Origin of the sequence: Salinibacter grassmerensis (assembly GCF_947077765.1) — a bacterium.
GTDB classification, from domain to species: domain Bacteria; phylum Bacteroidota; class Rhodothermia; order Rhodothermales; family Salinibacteraceae; genus Salinibacter; species Salinibacter grassmerensis.
In genome coordinates, this window is record NZ_CAMTTF010000004.1 from 1 (window position 1) to 23585 (window position 23585).

Here is a 23585-nt window from a genome sequence, read left to right on the forward strand (position 1 = left end):
GTCTTCCCGTGGTCGACGTGACCGATCGTTCCTACGTTTACATGCGGCTTCTCCCGCGCAAACTCTTCCTTGGCCATAGGTTCTGTCTGGTAGTGGTATTCAGGGTGAATCGGAGTGGATGGGGAACGTCCGCCACGTCTCGGCGGAGAAGCCTTCCTCTCAGAGGATGGCTCACGACAGGTACCCCCGCAGCATTCGTCGTGCAGTCTGGAAAAACCTTCGATGTCACGCAGGGTTCCAGCGTGACACTGACTTCACTGGCTTTCCAACTCTGAGGAGTGTGCGCGTGGTCTCGTATCCCCACGGAGAGAGACTTCAGGGGCGCGCACTTGGTTCCACGGTTTCTCCAACAGATGCAAGAAGCTTTCCTGTGCATACAGCCCCTGCGTCCCACCAGTATTCGCACACTCCTTCCCGTTCTCCGGCGCGTACACAGACCAATTCCACCGTTCCCCGGTTGTATTAACTTGTGCACAGTCTCTACTCTTCTTCTCTGTAGCCCTCCTCCCTGTCGTATGGACCCACAGTTGCTGATTGTATTTGCGATTCTAGGACTGACCGTCGTCCTGATTGTCACCGAGGCGTTTCGCATCGACGTGGTGGCAATCCTTGCCATGCTCTCGCTGGTCTGGGCCGGCAGCATCACGCCAGAACAGGCGCGATCGGGCTTCTCGAGCAATGCGGTCTTTGCCATCATCGCGGTCATGATCATGGGACGAGGCCTCTACAAGTCGGGCATCACCGAGACGATTGCTAATTTCATCCTACGGGTCGCAGGGTCGGGGCGGCGCCAAATCATCTCCACCGTTTCGGTAACCGTCGGGCTCATGTCCGGACTCATGCAGAATCTTGGGGCCGCCGCCCTGTTTCTCCCCGTCATGACCGGAATCTCAAAACGGGAACAGATTTCCATCTCCAGTCTCCTTATGCCCATGGGCTTCGCCGCCCTGCTCGGGGGCACCCTGACGATGGTCGGGACAAGCTCGCTGATCGTACTCAACGACCTCCTCACCGCCCGGGGGCTCTCCACGTTTGGCCTGTTCGCCGTCTTCCCCATCGGGATCGTCCTGCTGACCGTGGGCGTCGGGTACTTTTCCCTCCTCGGCCCGTATGTGCTTCCGTCCAAGCGCGAGGAAAGTGACACCACGTCCCCCGGCCAAAAGCTGTTGAACGTCTGGGGCCTCTCGGACACCATCTATACCTTTCAGATTTCCAGCGACAGCGACCTCATCGGGAAATCCGCCGAGGAATCCCGGATGGGCGCCAACTACAATATTAACCTGCTGGAGGTGTACGACGACGAGCAGTCGGACTACGACATCTGGAGGGAGATTCGGTTTCAGGAGCGGCAGAAGATTGTCGTTCAGGGTCAACAGGAGGACGTCGAGGCCTTCAAGGACACCTACGGCCTCGAACTTACGGAAGAGGAAGACAAGTCCAGTGTCGGATCGAGCGGGGGGTATCTAGAGGTCGTCATTCCGGCACGATCGAGCCTCGTGGGCAAAACCCTGCGGGATGTGCCTCTCCGCGATACGTATAACGCGCAGGTGGTGCTCTTTTTCAGCGAGAGCGAGGTGGTGGAAAAGGGCCGAACCGACCGGGTCATTCAGGCCGGGGACACGATGGTCCTACACGCGAAGTGGGAAAGCCTAGAGTTCTTCAAGCAAAGTGAGAACTTCATCACCGTTACTCCACTGGAGTATGAGCCGAAGTACCCGGAGAAGGCATGGCTGTCACTTGGTAGCTTCGCGGGAGCGATCGGGCTGGTGCTTGCGCTGGACCTCTCAATCTCGATCGGATTTCTCACCGGGGCCATCGCCATGATTCTCGGCGGCGTCTTGACAATCGAAGAGGCCTATCGGTCGGTCGAATGGAAGGTCGTCTTTCTGATCGCAGGCCTCATCCCCATCGGCATTGCCATGGAGGAGTCGGGCGCCGCCTCGGTCATTGCGCAGACCTTAGTGACCCTGGTCCAGGGCGTCCATCCATTTCTGATCTTGTTTTCCCTGGGCCTGCTGATGACCTTCTTCTCGTTGGTCATGTCCAACGTGGCGGCCACCGTTCTCATGGTGCCCCTGGTGCTCGAGATGGCCGGCACCATCGACCTCACGGCCCAGGTTTTGGTCCTGCAGGTCGGGCTTTGCGCGGCAAACTCGTTCATCTTGCCCACCCACCATGTCAATGCGCTCCTCATGACGCCAGGCGGCTACCGCGTCCCGGACTACCTGCGTGCCGGGAGCATTCTGTCGATCATCTTTGTGCTCGTCACCACCACAATGCTCTACATGTTCTACCTGTAAACACTGGTTCGGAGGGCCTCATCTCGGGGGGCGGCGGTGCCTTCACACGATACACATAGAGAAACCTGAGGCCTCTCCCGTCGGTAGCATTTGGTCCATACTGTATGGGCTCTCTTACACCCGCAGTATCGACTTGACCCTCCGTTTTTCTTTTGACGATCCCGTTCATCCATGAGGTCTCGTTCCGCTAGAAGTCAGAAGGTACAACCTCATACCCGAAGTGGAGAGCTTACCTCCCAGTCTGGCATCATTACTGGACGCCTGGCCGACTGGGCCGATGCCTTGGAAACAACGAGCTCCGAATTGCTGGATGCCATGGACCGCGCCAGCATAGAGCCACTCATCGACACGGGGGCGTCCAAGGACGGAGAGGGTCACGACCGCCCGACCAATCCTGAGCTCCGCTGCATCGCGATGACGGAGGCGGACGTGGGGCGCGTGAGCGCCGAACTGCTCGAGATTTCCCCGGTGGCGCGTGAGTAGGAGGCAGACGGTTCTCATCTCACATTCCTCCTTGTCTGTGCCCGCCGCAGCCCTTAGGGAGCACGGTTCAGCTTAGCCCCCAGAGAACACGCTTGTCTCTGGAGCAGCGAGGACGCCCCGACCTAGAGTCCCCTACCCAGGAATCTTCTGTCCCACAAGGTTTGCGGCTTCGTCCATTAGGCGTTTGAAGCGGTGGGCGGTTGACACACTCTCGAACGAGAGCTCCCAGCGATTCCCCTCCACGCGTGTCAGCGTGAAGTCCGACGGATCAAAGCCTGCCGGTACGGCAAGGTGAACAACCGCGTACATGCGCTTCTTACTGTCGGTCGTCACGGTTACGACGGTCTCGTGACGCTCGACGTCGATCGGTATCATTGCCCTGATTGTTTTTGGAAAGTCGCGGGGATGTCACTGCACCGGGGCCATCGGGCCTCCGGAGGTGACGTGGAGGCGAGCAGACTACTCCTGCGGTGCACGGACCGTCACCTCTCCTGAGGCGGTCCGACGCACCGTCGCCCCCTCCGTGGTGGTTAAAGACTGGGTGGAGCTTGCAGTGGTCGAACTAGAGCTGGTGGGGGTAAGGACCACCTCCAGACTTCCGTTCGGGCCGTTCACGGTAATCGTGACGGTTTCGACCTGGGGGTCTCCCGGCACCTCCGCGTCCGGCTCCTCCACGACCCGAAAGGTAAAGGACGTCGTTTCGTCCATGTTTACGATATCTCCTGCGTCAAACCCGTCCCCATCGTCGTCACTGAGTGCCGTGTCGTCGAGGGTGACGTCGGTGTTGCCCACGGCCTTTACCTTCGTCCCCTCGGCCTGGACCTGGATCGACGTCCCTGGGGCAAGCGGATTTCCATTCTGCACATCCTGCACCGTCAGATCGTACGTCTGAGGTAGATCCGTCGGGCTCGGCTTAATGTCGCCAGGATCAACTGTCACCTCTGGTCGCCCCGAAAAGACAACGGGAATCGTTTCGGTGATCTTGTTCTCGTTGCCGTTGCCTGTGTCTGCCGGATCGGGGCAGTTGTCGGGGCTCACGATCGTATTGACGTCGTCGGTTCCTACTGTGCTGGCCTGTACGGTGCCGACCCCGCCAGCCGGCAACGGGTTCGCGGACGTGAGCGCAACGGACCCTTGCCCCTGATCATTGGTCTGAAGGGAGCCTCCGATGAGGCCCGCATTTGTGCTAAAGGAGACCGAGGTGCCCGGCACTACGGGGTTTCCGTACTTGTCTCCCACGAACACCTGAACGGAGGTCGTTACGCCGAGGTCAACCAGACCTGGGAAGTTCGTCCGTTCCGGAGCAAGGCTGAAGTGACACTTGTTGGGAAGCCCGCCATGAATGGAGAGCCCCACCGGCTTGGACTGGAAGGCCGTCCCGTCGGGCCGTTCGGTCTGTGCCACCACCTGTACCACCCCCGCTGTCTTCCCGCTCGACACGTTCACGGTCGCCTGCCCCTGCCCGTTGGTCTCTGCGGTGCTCGGGGTCAGGCTTGCCCCTTCGGGCCGCTGCCCAAACCGGAAGTTGACGTCCACAGCCTGATCCGCCTGGATCGCCTTCCCGGTCGAATCGACGACCTGAAACGTTAGTCGAGCAATGCTCGTCCCCCCACTCTCCTGAACCCGAATCGAACTGGCCGATTGATCCTGCAGCACAATGTCCGTGGGACGCCCCGGCTCTCGATTTTCTTCTCCCCCAATCTCGAGCGTGAAACTCAGGTCGGACGCGCCCGCATCGGGCGAGACCCGCCGTGTCTGCCGGACATCGACTCCCTCTTTCGACACCGTGATGACGACCTCCGTCGGCTCGTCCAGGTCAATTCGCTGGTTGAAACGGCCCGTTGAATCGGTCGTGGCCGTCTCTTCGATCTGCTCGCCCGTCTCGTCCGTGAATTGAATGATAACCTGTGCTCCCACCACTGGATCAGAAGCGGCGTTGAGCGCCTGACCAGCCACAGTCGCGTCACCGGAGCCGCCCCCGCCCAAGTCACACCCGAGTCCACCAACTAGGAGAAGGACGGTCGCCAGGATGAGGGATAGCGGTCGACCGGTGCGAGAAGAGAACAACATGAAGCCGGAGAAAGAATCGGAAGCCTGCGCACCATCATGATGTGGCAAGAAGTATTCCGGAGTCTCTCTAACTCTGGCCGGGCACCCCGCAAAGCAACTCAACGCCGTCGTTTTCTCGGTCCGTCCCTGAGTTTAGCTTGGCCCATGAACGATGAACGGAAGAGCAGTACGACAGGAGGAAAACAGATTTTGCCCCGTCTCGCCGTACAGGCAGGTCCTCAGACCCTATTTTTGTGTATTTATGGAGGAATATTCTGTACCCTCTTTCATCCTGAAGAGCAAAATTGAGCTGTACACGATCGGAGAGGTGCTTTTCGTAATGGGACGGCTGGAATTTTTACACTCCGAGATGTTCACGGCCTTGGATCCGTCCATCATCGGCCGACGTCTCCGTTCGGAAACCGCCGCTCGAAGAGGACGGCGAGGAAAAGAGCAGCATTGGCTTTCTAGCACTTTTCCGCAGCGGAAACTTTTGACGAGCCGGACGGGACGTCTCTCGTAGAGGACCGCGCGACGGGTGGTGTGTGGAGACTTTGCTCCTCCTCACTCTTCGTCGGAACGCCCTGGGGACTCCCCAACGGCTCCATCGCCTTGGGGCCCGGAGAGGTCTTGCGGAGACGGATCGTCGGTCCGGAGTGACGTGTCGTCCCGTGCTTCCACAGAGAAGTCGGACGCCCGTTCTTCGATTCGAAGCCGGAGGTGCTGCTGCCGCGTCAGTTCCAAGAGCGCCAGGAAGGTCGCAATCACGAAGCCGCGCGATTCTCCCCGAATCAGTGTCCGAAAGGACACCTGCGACTCCCGACGCAGGCGCTCAATTACATATTGCTGCTGTTCTTCAACGGTATACTCAAGCGGCTCAACTTCGTGGATGGGCGTGTCGTCCTCGTCCTCCTCGTCGGCTTCGAGGACTCGCCCGAGCGCTTCGACCAACTCGAAGACAGACGAATCCACCTCCACTTCGTGGGACTCCTCAACACGCTCCCGGTCCGAAGACGCATCGCCCCGCACGAAGTGCTCGCGCCGTCGCTCGCGGCGGGTGGACAGTTGATCGGCCGCCTCCTTAAACCGCACGTACTCCAGAAGGCGCTCCACCAGCTCGCGGCGCGGATCAACGGATTCTCCGTCCTCGTCGGCCTCCTGCGAGGGCAAGAGCATCCGGGCCTTGATGTTGATGAGGAGGGCGGCCATGTAGATAAAGTCGCCCACGCCGTCAAGGTCGATTTCCTCCATCACACGGACGTACTCGAGGTACTCGTCCGCGATGCGGGCAATGGGGATGTCGTAGATGTCGATCTCATCCCGCTTAATAAAAAACAGGAGGAGATCCATCGGGCCCTCAAATTGCTCCAGCTCAACGCGGTACATGTCCGCTCATGCCGTTGTGGAAAGGACGACGGCGCCTACTCAACCCTTGTTGCTGAAGGCCTTCACTGCAGTCCGTCATACCCGTCTGGGTGACGCTGGTGCCACTCCCAGGCCGAGCCGATGATGTCGTCGAGGGCGCTGTGCTCCGGGGCCCACCCAAGCTCCTCACGGATCTTGTCGCTGCTTGCGATGAGGGCCGGCGGATCGCCCGGGCGGGGATCGCCCTCTTTGGCGGGGATCGCATGACCGGTGACACGGCGGGCGGTCTCGATGACCTCCCGTACGCTGTAGCCCTCTCCGTTGCCCAGATTGTACACGCGGCTCTCACCATCCAGGGCGTTCAGGGCCAGAATATGCGCCTGCGCGAGGTCGAGCACGTGGACGTAGTCCCGCACACACGTCCCATCGGGGGTGTCGTAGTCGTCTCCGAAGATGACGATCTCATCGCGCTGGCCGAGCGCGACTTCCAGCACGATGGGGATGAGGTGCGTCTCGGGGTCGTGGTCTTCGCCCTGGTCGGGCCCGGCGGCCCCGGCCGCGTTGAAGTAGCGGAGCGCGGCGTAGGAAAGGTCCTCGGTCTCGTCGAGCCAGCGGAGGGTTCGCTCCAGGATGAACTTCGACTCGCCGTAGGGACTTCCCGGATCGACCGTCACATCCTCATCGATGGGAATGCGCTCCGGGGTGCCGAATAAGTTGGCGGTCGAGGACAGGATGAAGCGGTCTACGCCGTGCTCCACGGCAGACTTCATCAAGTTGACCCCGCACCGCACGTTTTCGTCGAGGTACAGAAACGGTTTCTCCATCGACTCCCCCACCAGAGTATGCGAGGCGAAGTGCATGATCGCCTCGGGTCGGTGTTCGGCGAGGGCGTGATCAATCAGTCCACGATCGTTCAGGTCCCCGTGGACGAAGGCCGCCCCGTCCGGCACCGCCGCCCGGTGCCCCTGCGATAAGTTGTCGAACACGATCACGTCATTTCCGGTCTCGACGAGTCGTCGGGCCACGGTGCTTCCGATGTACCCGGCCCCTCCTGTTACAAGAACGCGCATGAACGTCAGATCTGTCGTGTGATTCATTCCGAAGACGAACGGCCCCGGCACACGACGGGCCTATACAAAAGGCGAGAGCCTAAGGGCCCTCGCCTTTTGTGAGGAGAAACGTAGCTTCAAGACCCGCCGTGTGCCGCGGGCTGCCCATCCCCGCTATCCGTCCTGTTCTCCATTTTCTTCGACGAACGGCTTGCGCGTGAGGCGCATCTTGCCGTCGTCGTGGACCTCGAGAAGATGGACTTTCACCTTATCGCCCACCTCGAGGTAGTCCTCGACGTTCTCGACGTAGTCGTAGTCGATCTCGGAGACGTGGAGCAGGCCCGTCTTCTCGGGCATGATCTCGACGAAGGCCCCGAAGTCGCGGATGCCCTTGACGGTGCCCATGTAATCCTCGCCCTCCTCCGGCACGGCCACGATTTGCTTGATCCGCTCGATGGCCGCCTCGGCGTCGTTTTGGTTGGTCGCCGCAATCGTCACGATGCCCACGCCCTCTTCCTCCTCAACCGTGATCTCGGTGTTCGTCTCTTCCTGAACGCTCTTGACCACCTTTCCGCCCGGGCCAATGACGGCACCGATCCGGTCGGGATCAATCGTGAGCTTGGTCAGGCGCGGGGCATGGCTGGACAACTCGGTCCGCGGCTCCGAGATGGTCTCCTCCATGCTGTCGAGGATGTGATGACGCGCATCTCGCGACTGCTTCAGGGCCTTCAGCATGACGTCGCGGGACAGGCCTTCAATCTTCATGTCCATCTGACAGGCCGTGATGCCGTCCCGGGTGCCCGTGAGCTTAAAGTCCATGTCGCCCAGGTGGTCCTCCTGGCCGAGAATGTCGGTGAGGACGGTGGTCTCGTCGCCCTCCTGCACAAGTCCCATTGCGATGCCGGCGACCGGCTTCTCGATGGGCACCCCGGCATCCATGAGTGCCATGCTACCGGCGCAGACACTCGCCATTGAGGAGGAGCCGTTCGACTCCATCACGTCGGCGTTGATGCGGATGGTGTAGGGGAATTCGTCCTGCTCCGGGATGACCGGCCGCAGGGCCCGCTCCGCAAGCATGCTGTGGCCGATTTCACGGCGCTTGGGTCCGCGCAGGTAACTGGCCTCGCCCACGGAGAACGGCGGAAAGCGGTAGTGGAGGTAGAAGGATTTGTCTGTATCGGCGAAGACCTCGTCGACCGGCTGCACGTCGTCCGATGTGCCGAGCGTGATCGAGCCGAGTACCTGCGTCTCGCCTCGCGTAAAGATGGCGGACCCGTGGACACGCGGAAGATAGCCAACCTCCATCCAGAGGTCTCGAACATCCGTCTGGTCGCGTCCGTCGATGCGCTTGCCTTCCTCAACGATCATGTTGCGCATTTCGTCTTTCTCCACCTCCCCGATGGCGTCGCGGATGTCCGACGCGGTGTAGCCCTCGGGGGTCTCGCTCTCATCGCCAAGCACGTCGTCGACGGCCTGATCTTTCAGGTCCCCAATTCCGCCGTGGAACGCCTCTTTGCTGTAGGGGCCGTGGATGTGATCGGCCACTTTGGGCCCGTACTCCTCCCGCATGCGTCCAATCAACTCGTCCGGCACGAGATCGGCCTCCCATTCGAATGGCTCGGGCTCGCCCGCCTGCTCTACGAGACGATGCTGCCCCTCGCACAGCCGCCGGATCGACCGGTGGGCCACGTCGAGGGCCTCGATCATGCTCTCCTCACTGATCTCTTCGGCCTCCCCTTCAACCATGACGAGGGCATCCTCCTTCCCCGCCACCACGAGGTCGATGTCACTCTCCTCGGTTTGTTGCATCGTCGGGTTGACAATGTAGTCGCCATCCACGCGGCCCACGCGGACCTCCGCGAAAGGCCCCGCAAAGGGCGCCCCCGACAGCATGAGGGCCGCGGACGATCCAACCCCGGCGATCACGTCGGCGTCGAAGTCCTGCCCCGCCGAGATAACAAAGTTCACGACGTGGACGTCGTGGTAGAAGCCGTCCGGGAAAAGCGGCCGGATCGCGCGGTCAATCAGCCGCGAAGTGAGCGTCTCTTTGTCGGTGGGACGCCCCTCGCGCTTGATGAATCCGCCCGGCACCTTCCCCCCCGCCGCAAACTTTTCCCGGTAGTCAACGGTGAGCGGGAAGAAGTTTGATTCGTTGACGGAGTCACTGAGGGTGGCGGTGGAGAGGACCATCGTGTCCCCCAACCGAGCCACGACGGATCCATCTGCCTGCTTGGCGATGCGGCCCGTCTCCAGCGACAGCGACCGGTCGGGGACAAACTCGATGTCTTCAATGTGGGCTTCAGGCTTCATACGTCTCAATCTGCTGCTCTCATAGGTCAACAAAAGGCGAAAGGGATTCCGACACGAGACCCGTCGGTGGTGGAGCTCTACGCAGCCCCCATACAGCAAACGGCCTCCCGGCAGGACCGGGACGCCGTGTTGCGGAGTAGGCTACTTTCGGAGCTCCAACTCGTCTCGGATGGTACGGTACCGCTCAATCTCGTTTTCCTGAAGATAATTGAGCAGCCGTCGGCGTTTGCCGACGAGATCAAGGAGCCCCTGTCGGGTCGAATTGTCGTTGGGGTGCTCCTCGAGGTGCTCCGTCAGGTGCTCAATGCGCTTCGTAAAGATCGCAATTTGCACCTCCGGGGTCCCCGTGTCGTTAGGTCCGTTGCCGAACCGGTCTACAATGTTCTGTCTCTCTTCGTTGGTAATCATCGTGCGGTGGAATACCTCTTTAGATTATGCCATGCTAAAGAAGAAACCGCGACTCCGGTTTGGGTTCGCGGCCGAATGGGCCGAACACCACTTCCGCCCCGGAACGTCAGGACGGTAGCCAGCCGCTAGGCCTGTGTTCGAATAACGGTTCTGCAACGCTCTTCGTCTTCAGAAAGTTGCGCCACCAATGCCTCCGCGGATTCAAACTTCTGTTCGGCCCGCAATCTTTGCAGGAACTCAACAGAGAGGAATGATCCGTATAGATCGCCTTCGTAGTCGAGAAGGTGCACCTCAGCGGTGACGTCCATTTCGTCGAACGTGGGTCTGCGCCCGATATTCATCATGCCCCCCCACTGGTTCCCATCCGGGAGCGTGACCCGTGTGGCGTAGACTCCAAGGTTTGGGACCAACTTGCGGGCATCTTCGAGCGCGAGATTGGCGGTGGGATACCCGAGCTTGCGTCCCCGCCCCTGGCCCCGCGAGACAACGCCGTTGAGCCGATAGGGCCGCCCCAGGCGATCATTGGCCCGCTCAATGGCCCCCTCTTCTCTCAGCAGGGACCGGATGCTGCTGGACGACACGACATCGTGATCGACCTCTTGGGGAGGAATGACGTCGACCGAAAAACCGTACTCGCCGCCGAGCGCCCGAAGGTCCTCCACGTCCCCGGCCCGGTCTTTCCCAAACCGGTGGTCGTAGCCGACCGTGACCTCCTGCACGCCGACTCGGTTCACCAGCACCTCTTCGACGTACGCCGTGGGGCCAAGCTGTGCGAAGTCGTCCGAAAACGGGACGACCACGAACCGGTCCAGACCAAGGGCTTCCAGCAGGTCCGCCCGCTCGGCCACGGTCGTCAAGAGCGGAACCTCTTCGTCGTGCACCACGGCTCGTGGGTGCGGATCGAATGACACGAGGGTGCTCGGTCCATTCTGGGCCTCGGCCCGCTCCTGCAGGTATTCGATGATTGCCTGGTGGCCACGGTGAACGCCGTCGAACGTCCCGACGGTGACGACCGATTCGGGGTCACGGCTGATGGCGTCCCATCCAATTTCGCGCTTCATGGAGAATCGGCTCGTCCTAGGTCAGCGTATTCAGCAGGGCCTGTAAAGTCTAATCGCGCTCTCCCACAGGCTATCCAGTGGTGGTGCGTACCGGGAATCGAGAGCCCCGCGGGCTTTTTCCCATGAGTTCGGGTTATCGTGAGGAAGAGCGTTCCCATCGGGACCTGTACGATGACCTGAGGCAACTTCAAGTCCGAAATCCCACGACGGTCAGTTCGGCCCTGATGCAATGGGGACTCGATGGGGGCCTGTTTGCTCACCACCCGGCAGCGTAGGCCTGGACGGATCGTTCCGGCCCACGAACACGGTCCTATGGGCGTCGCGATGTGCCCTCTTACTGAGGGGCCCTTCGCGGATTCTGTGGAAGTGCACATGGACGGCCGGAGGTGGTCGTGAAGCCTACCAGCGTACAGGACCGTTCACGGTAGAGCGCTCGCCCTCTCGGCCAAACACCATGTTCACTCACGATCGTCGGGAGTACTCTCTCCGTCTTCAAGCCGCCGCTCTCGCTCCTCGCGGATGCGATCAAACAGGTTTTCCATGCGCTTGGCCTCCTCCATCGACTCGTCGTGGAAGAACTTGAGTTCTGGAATCTCCCGAACCTTGTGCCGAATTCGAGACGCCAGCTGATTCCGGATCTCGTCCGCGAGACTTTCCAACTGCCGGAACGTGGCTTCTCGCTCTTCAGCGGTGTCTCCCATCACGCTTGCGTGGAGGTACGCAATGGAGAGGTCACCGGTCACTCGAGCCCGGGTAATGGTCACCATCGGCTGGAGTCGGTCTGCGTATTCGCGTTGTAGGATGCGGGCGACCTCGCGCTGAACGAGCTCCGCAACGCGTTCAGTATATACACTCATGGTGGGCGGGAGGTGGAGGTGAAACCATCAGAGGACAGAGCCGAGCCACAAACGGCGTCGGGGTGGCGGAACGGAATCAGACCTCAAGCTCCCGTGCCTCCTCGACAATTACGTAGGTTTCGAGCTCATCCTCGGCCTTCAGGTCGTCGAAGTTCTCGATCGAGAGCCCACACTCGTACCCGCTCTGGACCTCATTGACGTCTTCCTCGAAGCGCTTGAGCGAACTGATCTCGCCCTCGTACTGCACCACGCCGTCTCGCACGAGGCGCACCTTGTGGTTTCGGCCCACGGTGCCCTCGTTGACGTAGCAGCCCGCCACCGTTCCCACGTCGGGCACGCTGAAGGTATCTCGAACCTCGGCGCGGCCCTTCGTCTCTTCACGGCGCTCTGGGGAAAGCAGTCCCTCCAGGGCGTCGCGGACGTCTTCGATGGCCGCGTAGATCACCGAGTAGGTTCGAATGTCAACGTCCTCGCGCTGAGACGCGTCCCGGGCCCCGGACGTGGGACGTACCTGGAAGCCAAGGATGATGGCGTCCGATGCGCGGGCCAACATGACATCGCTTTCGGTAATGGCCCCTACGCCGCTGTGAATCACGTTGACCGCCACCTCGTCGGTCTTCAGCTTCAGAAGGGCGTCCGACAGCGCCTCGACGGATCCGCCCACGTCGGCCTTGATGATGAGGTTGAGCTCGTGGAACTCGCCCTCGGCCATTTGGCGGCTGACCTGATCGAGCGAAACCTGGCTCTGTCGCCGAAGCTCCTGCTCGCGGTGGATCCGCTGGCGCTCCTGCGCCACATCTCGGGCCTCGCCCTCGTCGTCCATGACGACGAATTGGTCGCCCACCTCTGGGGAGCCGTCACACCCGAGCACAAGGGCCGGTTGAGAAGGTCCCACTGACTCGATGCGGTTGTCCCGCTCGTTGAACATTGCACGGACGCTTCCGCTGTGAATCCCGGCCAGGAAGGGGTCGCCCGTTTCGAGGGTGCCGTTCTGGACGAGAACGGTGATCACGTTTCCGCGCCCCTTCTCCAGGCGGCTCTCGATGATGACGCCGGAGGCCTCCCGGTTGGGGTTGGCCTTCAGCTCCATGATCTCGGACTGCAGAAGGACCTTGTCGAGCAGCTCGTTGATGCCGTCGCCCGTCTTCGCGGATACCTCGGCGGCCTGAACGTCACCGCCGTACTCCTCCACGAGCACGTTCTGGTCGGCGAGCTCGGCCCGCACCTTTTCGGCGTCCGCCTCGCGCTTGTCCATCTTATTGATGGCCACCACGATGGGGACGTCGGCGGCCTGGGCGTGGTTGATCGCCTCCTTCGTCCGTGGCATCACGGAGTCGTCGGCGGCAACAACCAGGATCACGATGTCGGTGGCCTTGGCACCACGAGCACGCATGGCAGTGAAGGCCTCGTGGCCGGGCGTGTCGAGGAACGCAATGGCCTCGTTGTCGTGGTCGGTGAGCTCCACGTAGTGAGCCCCCACGTGCTGCGTGATGCCTCCCTCCTCTCCAGCCACCACGTTGGCGTTCCGGACGTAGTCGAGCAGCGAAGTTTTGCCGTGGTCGACGTGGCCCATCACCGTCACCACTGGGGCACGCGGCTCAAGGTCCTCCGGATCGTCTTCCTCAACCTCAACGGCCTGCGTGTCCCGCTCCGCGACGAATTCGACCTCGTAGCCGTACTCGTCGGCGACAAACTCGATCGTCTCGGTATCGAGGCGCTGGTTGATAGACACCATCATGCCCGCGTCGAACAGCGTGTCGATCACGTCACTCACGGGCTCCCCGATCAGGTTCGCGAGTTCGCCGGTCGTGACGAACTCGGTCACCTCGAGGATATTCTCCTGCTCACGCTTGCGCTCTCGCCGGCGCTGACGCTCTTCCTCGTGGCGCTTGCGGCGGCGACGGCGGCGACGTTGACGCTCGCGGCTAGCGCCCTGCTCCAGTTCCTGAAGCGTCTCTTGAAGCGTCTGCTCGATGTCTTCCTCGTCGGGGCCACCGCCGCCCTTCTGCTTCTTGCTCTTGTTCTTGTTGCTCCTTTTGTTCTTTTTGCTCTTTTTACTTTTATTCTTGATTTTATCTTTGTTCTTATCTTTCTCTTTTTGCTTGCGCTTGCGCTTACGCTCAGGGCGCTGAAGCTGATCGCTGTCCATCTTGCCAACCACGCTGGGCCCCTTGAGGCGGTAGCGCCCGGCCTTGAGCGTCTCCCCGTCTTCTTCCGCGTCGTCGCCCGCCGCGTCGGCAGAGTCATCTGCCTCATCTGTGTCGGCGGCCTCATCTGTGTCGGCGGCCTCATCTGTATCGGAGGTCCCATCTTCAGGCTCCGCAGACTCTTCCGAGGCCTCTGTGTCTTCCTCAGAGGTGGGTTCGTCTGCCGCGTCGGTCGGTTCTGTCTCCTGATCGGGAGTCGACGCTTCCGCCGTCCCCTCGGCCGACGCCTCGGACTCCTCCTCGGCCGGTTCGGACGCAGTGGCCTCGTCCTCAACGTCATCCGCGACATCTGTCTCTTTCGCCTCTGCGGCCTCCGCATCAGCGGCCTCTGCATCAGCGGCCTCTGCATCAGCGGCCTCTGCATCAGCGGCCTCCGTGTCAGCAGTCTCCGTGTCAGGGGCCTCTTCAGCAACCTCTTCCTCCGAGGTCGCCGCCTCGACTTCCGGTTCCTGCTCGTCGTCAGCTGCTGATCCTTCCCCCTCGTCGGCCTCGTCGACAGAAACGGTCTCTTCATCCGACGACACCTTATCGGCGGGCTCGTCGACGGGCACATCCTCCCCGGAATGCTCCGCTTCATCTTCTGCGGGGGGCTCAGTCTCCGAGGTGGCCTCTTCTTTCTGAGAGGCATGCGGCTCCGCGTCGCCTGAGGCCTGTGGCTCCTCCTCCACGACAGTGGACTCCGGGTCTTCTGCCTCTTCAGCGGTAGACTCCGGCTCGGCCTCCTGCTCCTCATCGAGGGTGGCCACTTCATCCCGCTCCGGACCGCTGTCGTCGTCCTCCGAGCGAAGTTCTCGGATGCGGGCGGCCACCTCTGCGTCATCGGCGTACTCCTCCCGCAGGACGAGATACGCCTCCTCGTCAACAATCTTCGCGTTGAGGCCAGATCCGGAGAGGGCTTCTTCGTAGCCCTCATTTTCCAGAAACTCTACCACGCGGTCTTCGGAAACATTTAGCTCCCGAACGACCTGAAAGAGTTTCTTCGCTTGGAAGTCTTTCGTCTTAGTTGCCATATGGCAATCGGTTGTTGCTCAGACTCACTACAAAAACGACCGCCGGAGTCGTCTCCGGCGGCATGAGCAGTTAGGATCGAACCTCCGGCTCTTCTGGGGTCGACTCCGTTTCCTGCTGCTCTTCAGAAGGGTGTTGGGGAATCTCGTCATCGTCAGCCTCTTCGTCGCCTTCATCCTTCACCGCGTCGTCCTCGTCGATGTGCTCGGGCGCATCCGTGGGCGTCTCGTCAGCGGCCGGGTCTTCCGCATCCGAGTCGGGGGCCGGCGCGTCGACCTCCGGCTGTTCGTCGTCCGGCTGTTCGTCGTCCGCATCGCCCGAAGTCTCCGCGTCAGCGGAATCGGACGGGCTGGCAGAAGACGCGTTTGCCTCGGTCGATGCCTCGCCGGGCACGGTGCCGTCCGTATCGGTCGCCTCCGCCGTCTGTACCGTGAATCGCCCCTGCCGAATCGACTCGATGATGCCGGGTCCCTTCTCGAATTCAGTCTCGATGATCTCCAGCACCTGCTTGGCGGTGTCGCGGTCAAGGTCGGCGCGCCGCGCCAGCGCATCCGCCGACAATTCGAGCACGGCCTTTCCGGTATCGCACCCAATTCGCTTCAGCTTCCCAATGGTTTCTTCTGTAAGTTCATCGCCAAACTGCTCGATGTCAATGTCTTCCTCATCCGCCGGAATTTCGCGGTAGACATCGATTTCGTACCCGGTCAACTGCGAGGCAAGCTTGATGTTGACACCACGCTTGCCGATCGCTTGACTGACCTCGTCTGCCGGCACTTCCACGCGAGATCGCGGGGGCTCCTCATCCTGATTTAGGGACACGTTCGTCGGCTCGGCCGGCGACAGAGCCCGGGCGATGAGCTCTTGGGGATCGTCGGACCACTGCATCACGTCGATGTTCTCGTCGGAGAGCTCCCGGACAACGGCGTTGATCCGGACGCCCTTGACACCCACGCACGCGCCCACAGGGTCCACCTTTTCATCGTGGCTCTCGACCGCCACCTTGGCGCGGTCTCCAGGAATCCGGGCCACCTTCTTGATCTCAACGATGCCGTCGTGCACCTCCGGCACCTCCACTTCGAAGAGGCGCTCCATGAAGACCGGGGAGGTGCGGCTTACCACAACCTGTGGATCACTTCCGGCATCGCGCCGCACTTCTTTGACGACAGTGCGGAGCATGTTGCCCTTCCGGTAGTGGTCCCCCGGAATTTGTTCGTCGCGCGGCAGCACGAGCTCGGTGTCTTCGTGCATCAAAAGCGTCTCGTGGCGACGAACCTGATAGATTTCCCCGACGACAATTTCCCCAATGAGCTCCGTGTACTCCTGGTAGACCTGTTCCTTTTCAATGTCACGGATCCGCTGGCGAAAGGTCTGCCGCGCGGTCATCACCGCCCGCCGTCCAAACTCGCTGACGTCTAGGCCGCCGGCCACCTCGTCACCAACCGCGAAGCCGTCGTCAATCTCCTGGGCCTCGGACTCCTTGATTTGAGTCACCGGGTCTTCCACCTCCCAGTCCCCGACGACCTCTTGGATGTGGAGGATCTGGATGTCCCCCTGCTTCGGATTGAAAATGATCTCGAAGGCTTCGTCCGATCCGTATCGCTTGCGAAGCATCGCGCGGAACACGTCCTCCACGATGATCTGCAGCGTGTCCCGGTCCATATCCTTCGACCGGGCTATTTCCCCAAATGAGGAGATCAGGTCTTCGCTTCGCATAATCCGTCTCGTCCTGTGAAGAAGTAAGTCCGCGTAGCCCGCCGCGTCCGCCCCGGCGCCCCTTACTCACCAGGGCAATTCAATCCGTGCCTGGGTAATGATTGTATATGGCAGTTGAAGGCGCTCCGTAGAAGGAAGCTCCAGCTCAATCTCATCGTCGTCTGCGTCCGTCAAATCCCCGACCACGATCTCTTCGTTGCCGTCGCTTTCGAATCGTACACGCAAGGTGCGGCCAACGTTCTTCCGATACTGCGCCGGCATCGTCAAAGGACGCTTAATCCCGGGCGAGGAGAGCTCCAACTTGTAGCTCCCATCCACCACGTCCTCTACGTCGAGTAGAAATCCGATCTCTTTGCTAATGAGTGCAAGGTCATCGTGGCCCACCTCGTTCTCGGAGTCAATGTACACTTCCACAACCCGTGTCCCCTTGTGCCCTCGCACCTCCACGTCCACCAGGAAGTAGTCGGTTCCGACGATGACCTCTTCGGTCAGTCCGGAAACCCGATCGGCGAGGCGTTGCTGCGTATGGTTCACGAATGCAATCGTCAAGTGTCCAAAAGCACATAGTGCAAAAAAGCGCCCGGCCCGACAGGCGGGACGAACGCCGTGTGCGGCTCAGGATCACCGAGCCGCCCCTCAATCTTCGGATGTCCGCAGACATCAGTACAAAAAGGTGGCGTCGGAGGCCACCTTTTCGCGCTGTTTTCTAGCGGACCACGAAATACGTGTGTCAAAACATTGCAACGTTGGCCCCCATCCGATGTTTCTGCGCGTCCGTCCGCCTCTCCTCGGGCTTCCCCGGGCCAGTTTGCATGAGGACCAGCCTACACCGGAGACGTATCCCGGTCTTTCTTTCCCTTCAGGAGGTAGGCCTTAATGAACGGATCCAGCTTCCCTTCCAGGACGGCCTCCGCGTCGCTCCGCTTGGTTTCCGTCCGGTGGTCGTTCACCATTTTGTAGGGGTGTAGCACGTACGAGCGAATCTGGCTGCCCCATTCGATACTCTTTTTTGAGCTCTCAAGCCGTTCCTTTTCTTCTTCTCGGAGCTGCCGCTCCGCCTGATAGATGCGACTCTTGAGCATCTCACGGGCACGGCGGCGGTTTTGGTGCTGACTTCGCTCTTGGGTGCACGCGGCCCGGACGGTGGTTTCCTCGCCGTTGGACAGAGTGCCCGTCCAAATCAAACGGACGCCCGTTTCCACCTTGTTGACGTGTTGCCCTCCCTTGCCGCCGGACCGAAAGGTCTGGAGCTCAATCTCACCCTCACTTAAGTCCACCCCGATGCTATCATCGACCTCGGGGTAGACGAAGACGCTCGCGAATGAGGTGTGGCGGCGACTGTCGGCATCGAAGGGGGAGATCCGCACCAGTCGATGAACACCGGTCTCGCTTTTGAGGCGGCCGTAGGCGTGTCGTCCCTGCACGTTCAAGGTCGCGCTTTTGATGCCCGCCTCCTCCCCGGACTGCTGGTGGACGAGTTCTATATCGCACCCCTGGTCTTCAGCCCATCGCATGTACATGCGGAGCAACATTTCTGCCCAGTCCTGCCCTTCGGTGCCTCCGGCGCCAGGGTTGATCTCGACAATGGCGTCTCGCTCATCGTCGGGATCGTCGAGAAGGCTCTCCAGCTCCAACCGGTCGAGCTTCTGTTCGAGCTTCGATGCCTCCGCGGCAATCTCGTCCGACATGTCCTCCCCCTCCTCTTCGGAGAGAAGTTGGAGCGTCTCGATGTCTTCGGCCTGTTCCTTGACGTCCTCCCATGCCTCAATCCATTCTTCTTCCCGGGCAATTCGCTTTTCGATCTCGCGGGCTCGATCTGGGTCGTCCCAAAAGTCGGGATCCATCCGCTCTTGGTTCAGCTCTTCGACGGTCATGCGGCGACCGTCTACGTCAAAGATAGCCCCCGAGCGCCTCCACGCGCTCAGCTAGCTGTTCAAGGTCTTCGTCCGAATACGACTTCATGGTAGGAAGGAGAGATTTTGCAAAGAATGAACCGGGCTCCCGTCTTCTCATCCGCGGAAGCTACAACAGCCCGAAGCGGGTTGTTTCTCTGGGACGACTTGGGAAGGGCCGTCAGGACTGGTGCCGCGACACAAACTGGTCGATGCGGGTGATCGCCTCTTTGATGTCCTCCAGGCCGGTGGCATAGGAGCACCGTACGTACCCCTCCCCACTTGGGCCGAAGGCGGTTCCCGGGACGCACGCCACTTTCTCCTCTTCCAGGAGCCGCTGGGCAAATTCCTCGGACGTCATCCCTGTGGAGGTAACGTCGGGAAAGCAGTAAAAAGCCCCCTCCGGTTCGAAGGTGGGAAGGCCCGCGTCGTTCAGGCCCGATACGATGGTGCGGCGGCGCTCGTCGTAGCTTTGCCGCATCTGCTCCACGTCGCCCTTGGCCTCGCGCAGCGCGGCGATGGCTCCCTCCTGGGCCATCGTCGGCGCGCTCATGATCATGTACTGGTGCACCTTGAGCATCGCCTGCAGGAGCGGCTCCGGCGCGCAGGCAAACCCGATGCGCCACCCTGTCATCGCGTAGTTCTTCGAGAAGCCGCCCAGCAGCACCGTCCGTTCGCGCAGTCCGTCAACGGTGGGGACGCACACGTGCCCCCGGTCGTGGGCCGTGCCGTAAATCAGCTGATCGTAGATCTCGTCGGAGACGACCAGCAGGTCGTTGTCAACCACAAGCTGGGCAATCTCTTGAAGCGTGTCGCGCCGCAGCACGGCCCCGGTCGGGTTGTTCGGATACCCGAGGAAGAGCACCTTGGACCGGTCAGTAAGGTGCGGCTCAATATCGGCGGCCGTCACCTGAAAGTCGTTCTCGACGTGGGTCGGGACATGCACGACCTCGCCCCCTGCGAACCGGGCGGACGGGCCGTAGGACACGAAACAGGGTTCGGGGACCAATACTTCATCCCCTGGGTCGAGGAAGGCCTGCATGGCCAGCTGCATTGCCTCACTGCACCCCACCGTGGCGATAATCTCGCCCTCCGGATCGTACGAAAGGCCGTGTCGCTCCTCGTAGTCCTCCGCGATGAGCTCGCGGAGCTCTTCCATGCCGGCGTTGGACGTGTAGCTCGTGCGCCCATTCTCCAGCGCGTCGATGCCGGCCTCCAGCGCCGGGTCTGGCGAGTCGAAGTCCGGCTCCCCAATGCCGAGCGAGATGACATTGTCCATCGTGGCGGCAATGTCGAAAAACCGGCGGATGCCGCTCGGGGGCGTCTCACGCACGCGCTCCGAAACGTACGTATCAAGGTTGGGGGCGGTGGCGGGGGCGGCCATGGGAACAGGTTCGGGTCTGAGGTCAGGCAAGTTGTTAACGTAGATGCGTACTCCGTCTCACCCGGGAGGTTCAGTGATTCTCCGTAACGATGCCGCCCAAACGCACCGCACCGGATTGTACTTTGAAGTTCTCGGCACCTAGATTTGGGAAAGCGCTTTCCCTCTCCAAATTGTCTCTTTTTGCCTCTGGTATGCCCGATACGTTCGACAACTACATCGGTGGCCGCTGGACCGGCGCCGCCTCCCAGGCGACCTTCGACAACCGAAATCCCGCCGACCCCGACGACCGCATCGGCGAGTTCCCAGACTCGGACCCCGCCGACGTGGATGCCGCCGTGCAGGCGGCCCGGGACGCCTTCTCGGACTGGGGCAGCGCCCCCGCCCCCAACCGCGGGAAGATCCTGAAAGCCTCCGGCGACCTGCTCACGGAGCGGAAAGACGAGATCGCTCGATCGATGACCCGCGAGATGGGCAAGCCCTTCTTCGAAACCAAGGGCGACGTCCAAGAGGCCATCGATACGGCCTACTACGCGGCCAGCGAGACGCGACGGCTGTTTGGCACCACCGTCCCAAGTGAGCTGCCCGACAAGATGAACATGGCCATCCGTCGCCCCCTCGGGGTATGCGGCATCATCACGGCCTGGAATTTCCCCGTCGCCGTGCCGTCCTGGAAGATCTTTCCCGCCCTCGCCGCCGGCAACACCATCGTCTTCAAACCAAGCGAAGACGCCCCGCACAGTGGACTTCGCTTCGTGCAGACGCTGATTGACGCGGGCATCCCCGATGGGGTCATCAACGTGGTGCACGGCGCGGACGAGGCGGGAGAGGCGCTCGTGGAGCACCCTGAGGTCGACGCCGTCGGCTTCACCGGGTCCTACGAGGTCGGCACCGCGATTGCCGAAACCTGCGGCCGCCTCAATAAGCCGGTGTCGCTGGAGATGGGCGGCAAGAACCCGATGATCGTGATGGATGACGCAGACCTGGACCTCGCGCTGGAGGGTGCCATCTGGGGCGCCTACGGCACCACGGGCCAGCGTTGCACGGCCACCAGCCGCCTCATCTGTCACGAGGCGGTCCACGACGAGCTTGTGGAGATGATTCGGGACGAGGCGGAAACGCTCGTCCTGGGAGACGGGAACGATGCGGACACCGACATCGGGCCTCTCATCAATCAGGCGGCCGCGGAGAGGGTGCACCGGTACGTCGAGATCGGACAAGACGAAGGGGCCACCCTGAAGACGGGCGGTGCCCCCGCTTCGGTTGACGAGCTCGACGGTCACTTTTACGAGCCCACCCTCTTCACGGACGTGACACCGGACATGACGATCGCCCGAGAAGAAATCTTCGGGCCGGTGCTCGCGACGTTCGAGGTCGGGTCCTACGACGAGGCCGTCACGGTGGCCAACGACACCCAGTACGGGCTCTCGTCCTCGATCTACACCCAGGACGTGAACAAAAGCTTTCGGGCGATGCGTGACCTTGAGGCCGGCATCACGTACGTCAATGGGCCCACGATCGGGGCCGAGGCGCACATGCCCTTTGGGGGGGTCAAAGATACTGGCAATGGGCAACGGGACGGGGGCTACGCCGCCTTCGAGTTCTGGACGGAGCACAAGACCCTCTACGTGGACTACTCCGGCCAGCTACAAAAGGCCCAGATGGACTCGGTGAACGACTAGGTAGAAGTGACTTCTTTTCCTACGTCTTCTCCTGCAATGCGGGTGGTGATGCGTGCCATCACCACCCGTTTTGTATTGCAGAAACGAGGAGACCTCGTGTGCACGAGGTGTCTCCCTCAATTACTCATCGTTTCGAAGATACTCGTCGTTCTCTCGGGCTCGGACGACGGCTTTATAGCTTTCGTCCTCCTGTTGGGCCGAACGCACAATGACGTTCTCCTTGCCGAAGCGGCGGTACAGGAGATTGCGAAGGTTCTGAATGTCGTTCTGCTCAAGGTCCGAGAGCACAATTGCTTCGTCGTCGCCAACTTCACTCCACTTCTGAGCGATAGGCTCATACTTGGACGTACGGCCTCGTCCTCCGCTCGCCCCGAGTTCACGTTCGGCGTCCTGCTGATCCATGACTTCCATTTTAAAATCTGCGTCCATAATTCAAAATATAATTATTACTGAGATTCGTGTCGACACGGAATTTAAAATCAAAGACATGGTTCCCCTCTTCCGTCGGCTTCATTTAATGTCTACACCCACCATTTGGAATCCAAACGCGCTTCATCGTACGCGTTAGTGGAATTGAAGACAGGCCCGGCAATACCCAAGTTGTGACTCATGTACCGACATTAAATACGTATCCATGCTCAATATTTCCTGCCCGTTTTCCGCCGATAAAAACGACAGATCGGAGGTGTTCAATGTGATCAAATCGTTCTTCGACTTCACAGTACGTAACCGTTGCCTCCGGAAATGCCTCCGAGAGCTCTCGGCAGGGCGTTTCTAGGTCGGTGCGATCCTCCAAGGCACTCGTCGCCGCAAATTTGAGGGCCGGGAGCGTCTCTTCGGGCTCGTCCTCCTGAATCGGCCGCCCCTCGAGTTCGTACTCTTCGATAGTCGGGTGGGAGCGGACGGCGTCAGGGTCGTCCGGGTTGGAGACAAGCACATACGTGACGACAGTCGCCATCGGGACACTTTGGGACGTTTTTTCGAGTCACTGCGGAATTTAGGACAGCGCCGCCCGCCGTCCCGGGGATCCACCTCATGCCGAGGGGCTCCGGGATCGCTCACCGTCTGGTCGAAGATCGACGACATGCGCGTCGGGGACGTGGCGGGCGTGAACGAGCGCCTCCAGCGGCAGCCACGCGTCGACGGCGTCGAGAACCGCACTGTCGCTGGTCACAATCGGGGCCGGTACGTCTCTCAGTGTTGCGTCTACCTTGTCCTCCACGACAGGGGTCCAGGCGCTTCCCGTCGCGGAGGAGGCATCCGCAATTTGGGCTTTCACCCGCCCGGCGTTTGAGACCGAGCGGTCAAGGTGCCATGTAACTCGCGCTGGACGCAGGGCCTGAAGGGTGTCTGCGAGATGCCGCAGGGCGGGCGCAGTCTGGTGGGCGACACGGTAGGTGCCCTGCACGGGATCCACGTCGCGGTAGGCCGCATCGCGCCCCATGAACAGGTACGCCCCCCCGAGCATCGCCTCGACAGTGATAAGCACATTGAACCCGTCGAGGTGAAGATCCTGCCCCGCAATGGCCTCCGGAGGGAGACGCGCCCCAAGACGATGTGCTCGCTCGGCGTCGCTGCAGGCCGATCGCGCGACCGCGTTGCGCTGCCGGCGCCTCAACTGGTACCGATTCCCCACAAGCTCGGAGGCACTTTGTCCACCGTAGCCTCGGGTGCGAAGCCACGATAGATCCCGCACAGCGGCTCGGAGCCGATCAAGTTGGGGGCTCCCAAACTGCTCAGGGTCCTCCGGATGGGCCCCACGATTCGCGGGCATGACGACGGGTCGGATCCAAGTACGGGATGCACACGTGGGGCATCTT

The 23585-nt window shown here is 61.2% G+C and carries 20 protein-coding genes; 3 read left to right on the forward strand and 17 right to left on the reverse strand.

The annotated features are described in order from the left end of the window. On the reverse strand, positions 1-77 hold a 77-nt coding region (locus OJB03_RS10110), incomplete at its 3' end, for a hypothetical protein (protein WP_251923365.1). 438 nt (positions 78-515) lie between these two features. Between OJB03_RS10110 and OJB03_RS10115 the strand changes: the two genes are divergently transcribed. Both OJB03_RS10115 and OJB03_RS10120 read left to right on the forward strand, forming a co-directional pair. Continuing rightward, a complete protein-coding gene (locus OJB03_RS10115) occupies positions 516-2300 on the forward strand; it encodes an SLC13 family permease (RefSeq protein ID WP_263787042.1) in 1785 nt (594 codons plus the stop codon). 171 nt (positions 2301-2471) lie between these two features. Further along, the gene (locus tag OJB03_RS10120; protein WP_263787045.1) at positions 2472-2783 is read left to right on the forward strand and encodes a hypothetical protein; all 312 of its coding nucleotides are present in this window, start codon (positions 2472-2474) and stop codon (positions 2781-2783) included. Between the two features lie 132 nt (positions 2784-2915). Here the strand turns inward: OJB03_RS10120 and OJB03_RS10125 are convergent, their stop codons facing one another. The 13 genes from OJB03_RS10125 to OJB03_RS10185 all read right to left on the reverse strand — a co-directional run bounded on the left by OJB03_RS10125 (position 2916) and on the right by OJB03_RS10185 (position 20086). Next, complete coding sequence (locus OJB03_RS10125; RefSeq protein WP_263787047.1) at positions 2916-3158, reverse strand: hypothetical protein; 243 nt, start codon at positions 3156-3158, stop codon at positions 2916-2918. An 84-nt stretch (positions 3159-3242) separates the two neighbouring features. Then, entirely contained in the window at positions 3243-4853 is a 1611-nt protein-coding gene (locus tag OJB03_RS10130; protein WP_263787048.1) for a hypothetical protein, read from the reverse strand. 543 nt (positions 4854-5396) lie between these two features. Then, positions 5397-6218: a segregation and condensation protein A gene (locus OJB03_RS10135; RefSeq protein WP_263787050.1), complete on the reverse strand. Its 822-nt coding sequence runs from the start codon at positions 6216-6218 to the stop codon at positions 5397-5399. 62 nt (positions 6219-6280) lie between these two features. Then, complete coding sequence (gene galE / locus OJB03_RS10140; protein WP_263787052.1) at positions 6281-7267, reverse strand: UDP-glucose 4-epimerase GalE; 987 nt, start codon at positions 7265-7267, stop codon at positions 6281-6283. Between the two features lie 153 nt (positions 7268-7420). Continuing rightward, positions 7421-9556: a polyribonucleotide nucleotidyltransferase gene (pnp, locus tag OJB03_RS10145; RefSeq protein ID WP_263787054.1), complete on the reverse strand. Its 2136-nt coding sequence runs from the start codon at positions 9554-9556 to the stop codon at positions 7421-7423. Between the two features lie 141 nt (positions 9557-9697). Next, complete coding sequence (rpsO, locus tag OJB03_RS10150; RefSeq protein ID WP_263787056.1) at positions 9698-9964, reverse strand: 30S ribosomal protein S15; 267 nt, start codon at positions 9962-9964, stop codon at positions 9698-9700. A 125-nt stretch (positions 9965-10089) separates the two neighbouring features. After that, a complete protein-coding gene (locus tag OJB03_RS10155) occupies positions 10090-11025 on the reverse strand; it encodes a bifunctional riboflavin kinase/FAD synthetase (RefSeq protein ID WP_263787057.1) in 936 nt (311 codons plus the stop codon). A 458-nt stretch (positions 11026-11483) separates the two neighbouring features. Then, positions 11484-11882 carry a 30S ribosome-binding factor RbfA gene (rbfA, locus tag OJB03_RS10160; RefSeq protein ID WP_263787059.1) on the reverse strand — a complete coding sequence of 133 codons (399 nt, stop codon included), beginning with the start codon at positions 11880-11882 and terminating at the stop codon, positions 11484-11486. Positions 11883-11958: 76 nt separating this feature from the next. Further along, positions 11959-15099, reverse strand: a complete 3141-nt coding sequence (gene infB / locus OJB03_RS10165; RefSeq protein ID WP_263787061.1) for a translation initiation factor IF-2 — start codon at positions 15097-15099, stop codon at positions 11959-11961. A 70-nt stretch (positions 15100-15169) separates the two neighbouring features. Continuing rightward, a complete protein-coding gene (gene nusA / locus OJB03_RS10170; protein WP_263787063.1) occupies positions 15170-16810 on the reverse strand; it encodes a transcription termination factor NusA in 1641 nt (546 codons plus the stop codon). A 66-nt stretch (positions 16811-16876) separates the two neighbouring features. Next, entirely contained in the window at positions 16877-17359 is a 483-nt protein-coding gene (locus OJB03_RS10175; RefSeq protein WP_263787065.1) for a ribosome maturation factor RimP, read from the reverse strand. A 275-nt stretch (positions 17360-17634) separates the two neighbouring features. Then, positions 17635-18772 (reverse strand): peptide chain release factor 2 gene (prfB, locus tag OJB03_RS10180; protein WP_263787067.1). Its coding sequence is split into 2 segments (ribosomal slippage): positions 17635-18702 and positions 18704-18772, totalling 1137 coding nucleotides; the frame shifts between segments, so codons are not numbered across the junction. Positions 18773-18883: 111 nt separating this feature from the next. Next, a complete protein-coding gene (locus OJB03_RS10185) occupies positions 18884-20086 on the reverse strand; it encodes a pyridoxal phosphate-dependent aminotransferase (RefSeq protein ID WP_263787069.1) in 1203 nt (400 codons plus the stop codon). 191 nt (positions 20087-20277) lie between these two features. Between OJB03_RS10185 and OJB03_RS10190 the strand changes: the two genes are divergently transcribed. Beyond that, positions 20278-21765, forward strand: a complete 1488-nt coding sequence (locus OJB03_RS10190) for an aldehyde dehydrogenase family protein (protein WP_263787072.1) — start codon at positions 20278-20280, stop codon at positions 21763-21765. Positions 21766-21885: 120 nt separating this feature from the next. On the opposite strand, the gene OJB03_RS10195 is transcribed toward OJB03_RS10190, so the two are convergent. The 3 genes from OJB03_RS10195 to OJB03_RS10205 form a co-directional block, all read right to left on the reverse strand. Then, positions 21886-22194, reverse strand: coding sequence for a hypothetical protein (locus OJB03_RS10195; RefSeq protein WP_263787074.1), 309 nt, complete (start codon positions 22192-22194; stop codon positions 21886-21888). Between the two features lie 178 nt (positions 22195-22372). Then, entirely contained in the window at positions 22373-22723 is a 351-nt protein-coding gene (locus OJB03_RS10200; protein WP_263787076.1) for a hypothetical protein, read from the reverse strand. Between the two features lie 75 nt (positions 22724-22798). Then, on the reverse strand, positions 22799-23539 hold the full coding sequence (locus OJB03_RS10205) for a DUF434 domain-containing protein (RefSeq protein WP_263787079.1): 741 nt from the start codon (positions 23537-23539) through the stop codon (positions 22799-22801). Positions 23540-23585 lie beyond the last annotated feature (46 nt).

Bases quoted from the DNA above. Each gene is read 5' to 3' on its own strand.
- OJB03_RS10115 (WP_263787042.1), top strand. From the start codon at position 516: ATGGACCCACAGTTGCTGATTGTATTTGCGATTCTAGGACTGACCGTC.
- OJB03_RS10120 (WP_263787045.1), top strand. From the start codon at position 2,472: ATGAGGTCTCGTTCCGCTAGAAGTCAGAAGGTACAACCTCATACCCGA.
- OJB03_RS10125 (WP_263787047.1), bottom strand. From the start codon at position 3,158: ATGATACCGATCGACGTCGAGCGTCACGAGACCGTCGTAACCGTGACG.
- OJB03_RS10130 (WP_263787048.1), bottom strand. From the start codon at position 4,853: ATGTTGTTCTCTTCTCGCACCGGTCGACCGCTATCCCTCATCCTGGCG.
- OJB03_RS10135 (WP_263787050.1), bottom strand. From the start codon at position 6,218: ATGTACCGCGTTGAGCTGGAGCAATTTGAGGGCCCGATGGATCTCCTC.
- galE (WP_263787052.1), bottom strand. From the start codon at position 7,267: ATGCGCGTTCTTGTAACAGGAGGGGCCGGGTACATCGGAAGCACCGTG.
- pnp (WP_263787054.1), bottom strand. From the start codon at position 9,556: ATGAAGCCTGAAGCCCACATTGAAGACATCGAGTTTGTCCCCGACCGG.
- rpsO (WP_263787056.1), bottom strand. From the start codon at position 9,964: ATGATTACCAACGAAGAGAGACAGAACATTGTAGACCGGTTCGGCAAC.
- OJB03_RS10155 (WP_263787057.1), bottom strand. From the start codon at position 11,025: ATGAAGCGCGAAATTGGATGGGACGCCATCAGCCGTGACCCCGAATCG.
- rbfA (WP_263787059.1), bottom strand. From the start codon at position 11,882: ATGAGTGTATATACTGAACGCGTTGCGGAGCTCGTTCAGCGCGAGGTC.
- infB (WP_263787061.1), bottom strand. From the start codon at position 15,099: ATGGCAACTAAGACGAAAGACTTCCAAGCGAAGAAACTCTTTCAGGTC.
- nusA (WP_263787063.1), bottom strand. From the start codon at position 16,810: ATGCGAAGCGAAGACCTGATCTCCTCATTTGGGGAAATAGCCCGGTCG.
- OJB03_RS10185 (WP_263787069.1), bottom strand. From the start codon at position 20,086: ATGGCCGCCCCCGCCACCGCCCCCAACCTTGATACGTACGTTTCGGAG.
- OJB03_RS10190 (WP_263787072.1), top strand. From the start codon at position 20,278: ATGCCCGATACGTTCGACAACTACATCGGTGGCCGCTGGACCGGCGCC.
- OJB03_RS10195 (WP_263787074.1), bottom strand. From the start codon at position 22,194: ATGGACGCAGATTTTAAAATGGAAGTCATGGATCAGCAGGACGCCGAA.
- OJB03_RS10200 (WP_263787076.1), bottom strand. From the start codon at position 22,723: ATGGCGACTGTCGTCACGTATGTGCTTGTCTCCAACCCGGACGACCCT.
- OJB03_RS10205 (WP_263787079.1), bottom strand. From the start codon at position 23,539: ATGCCCGCGAATCGTGGGGCCCATCCGGAGGACCCTGAGCAGTTTGGG.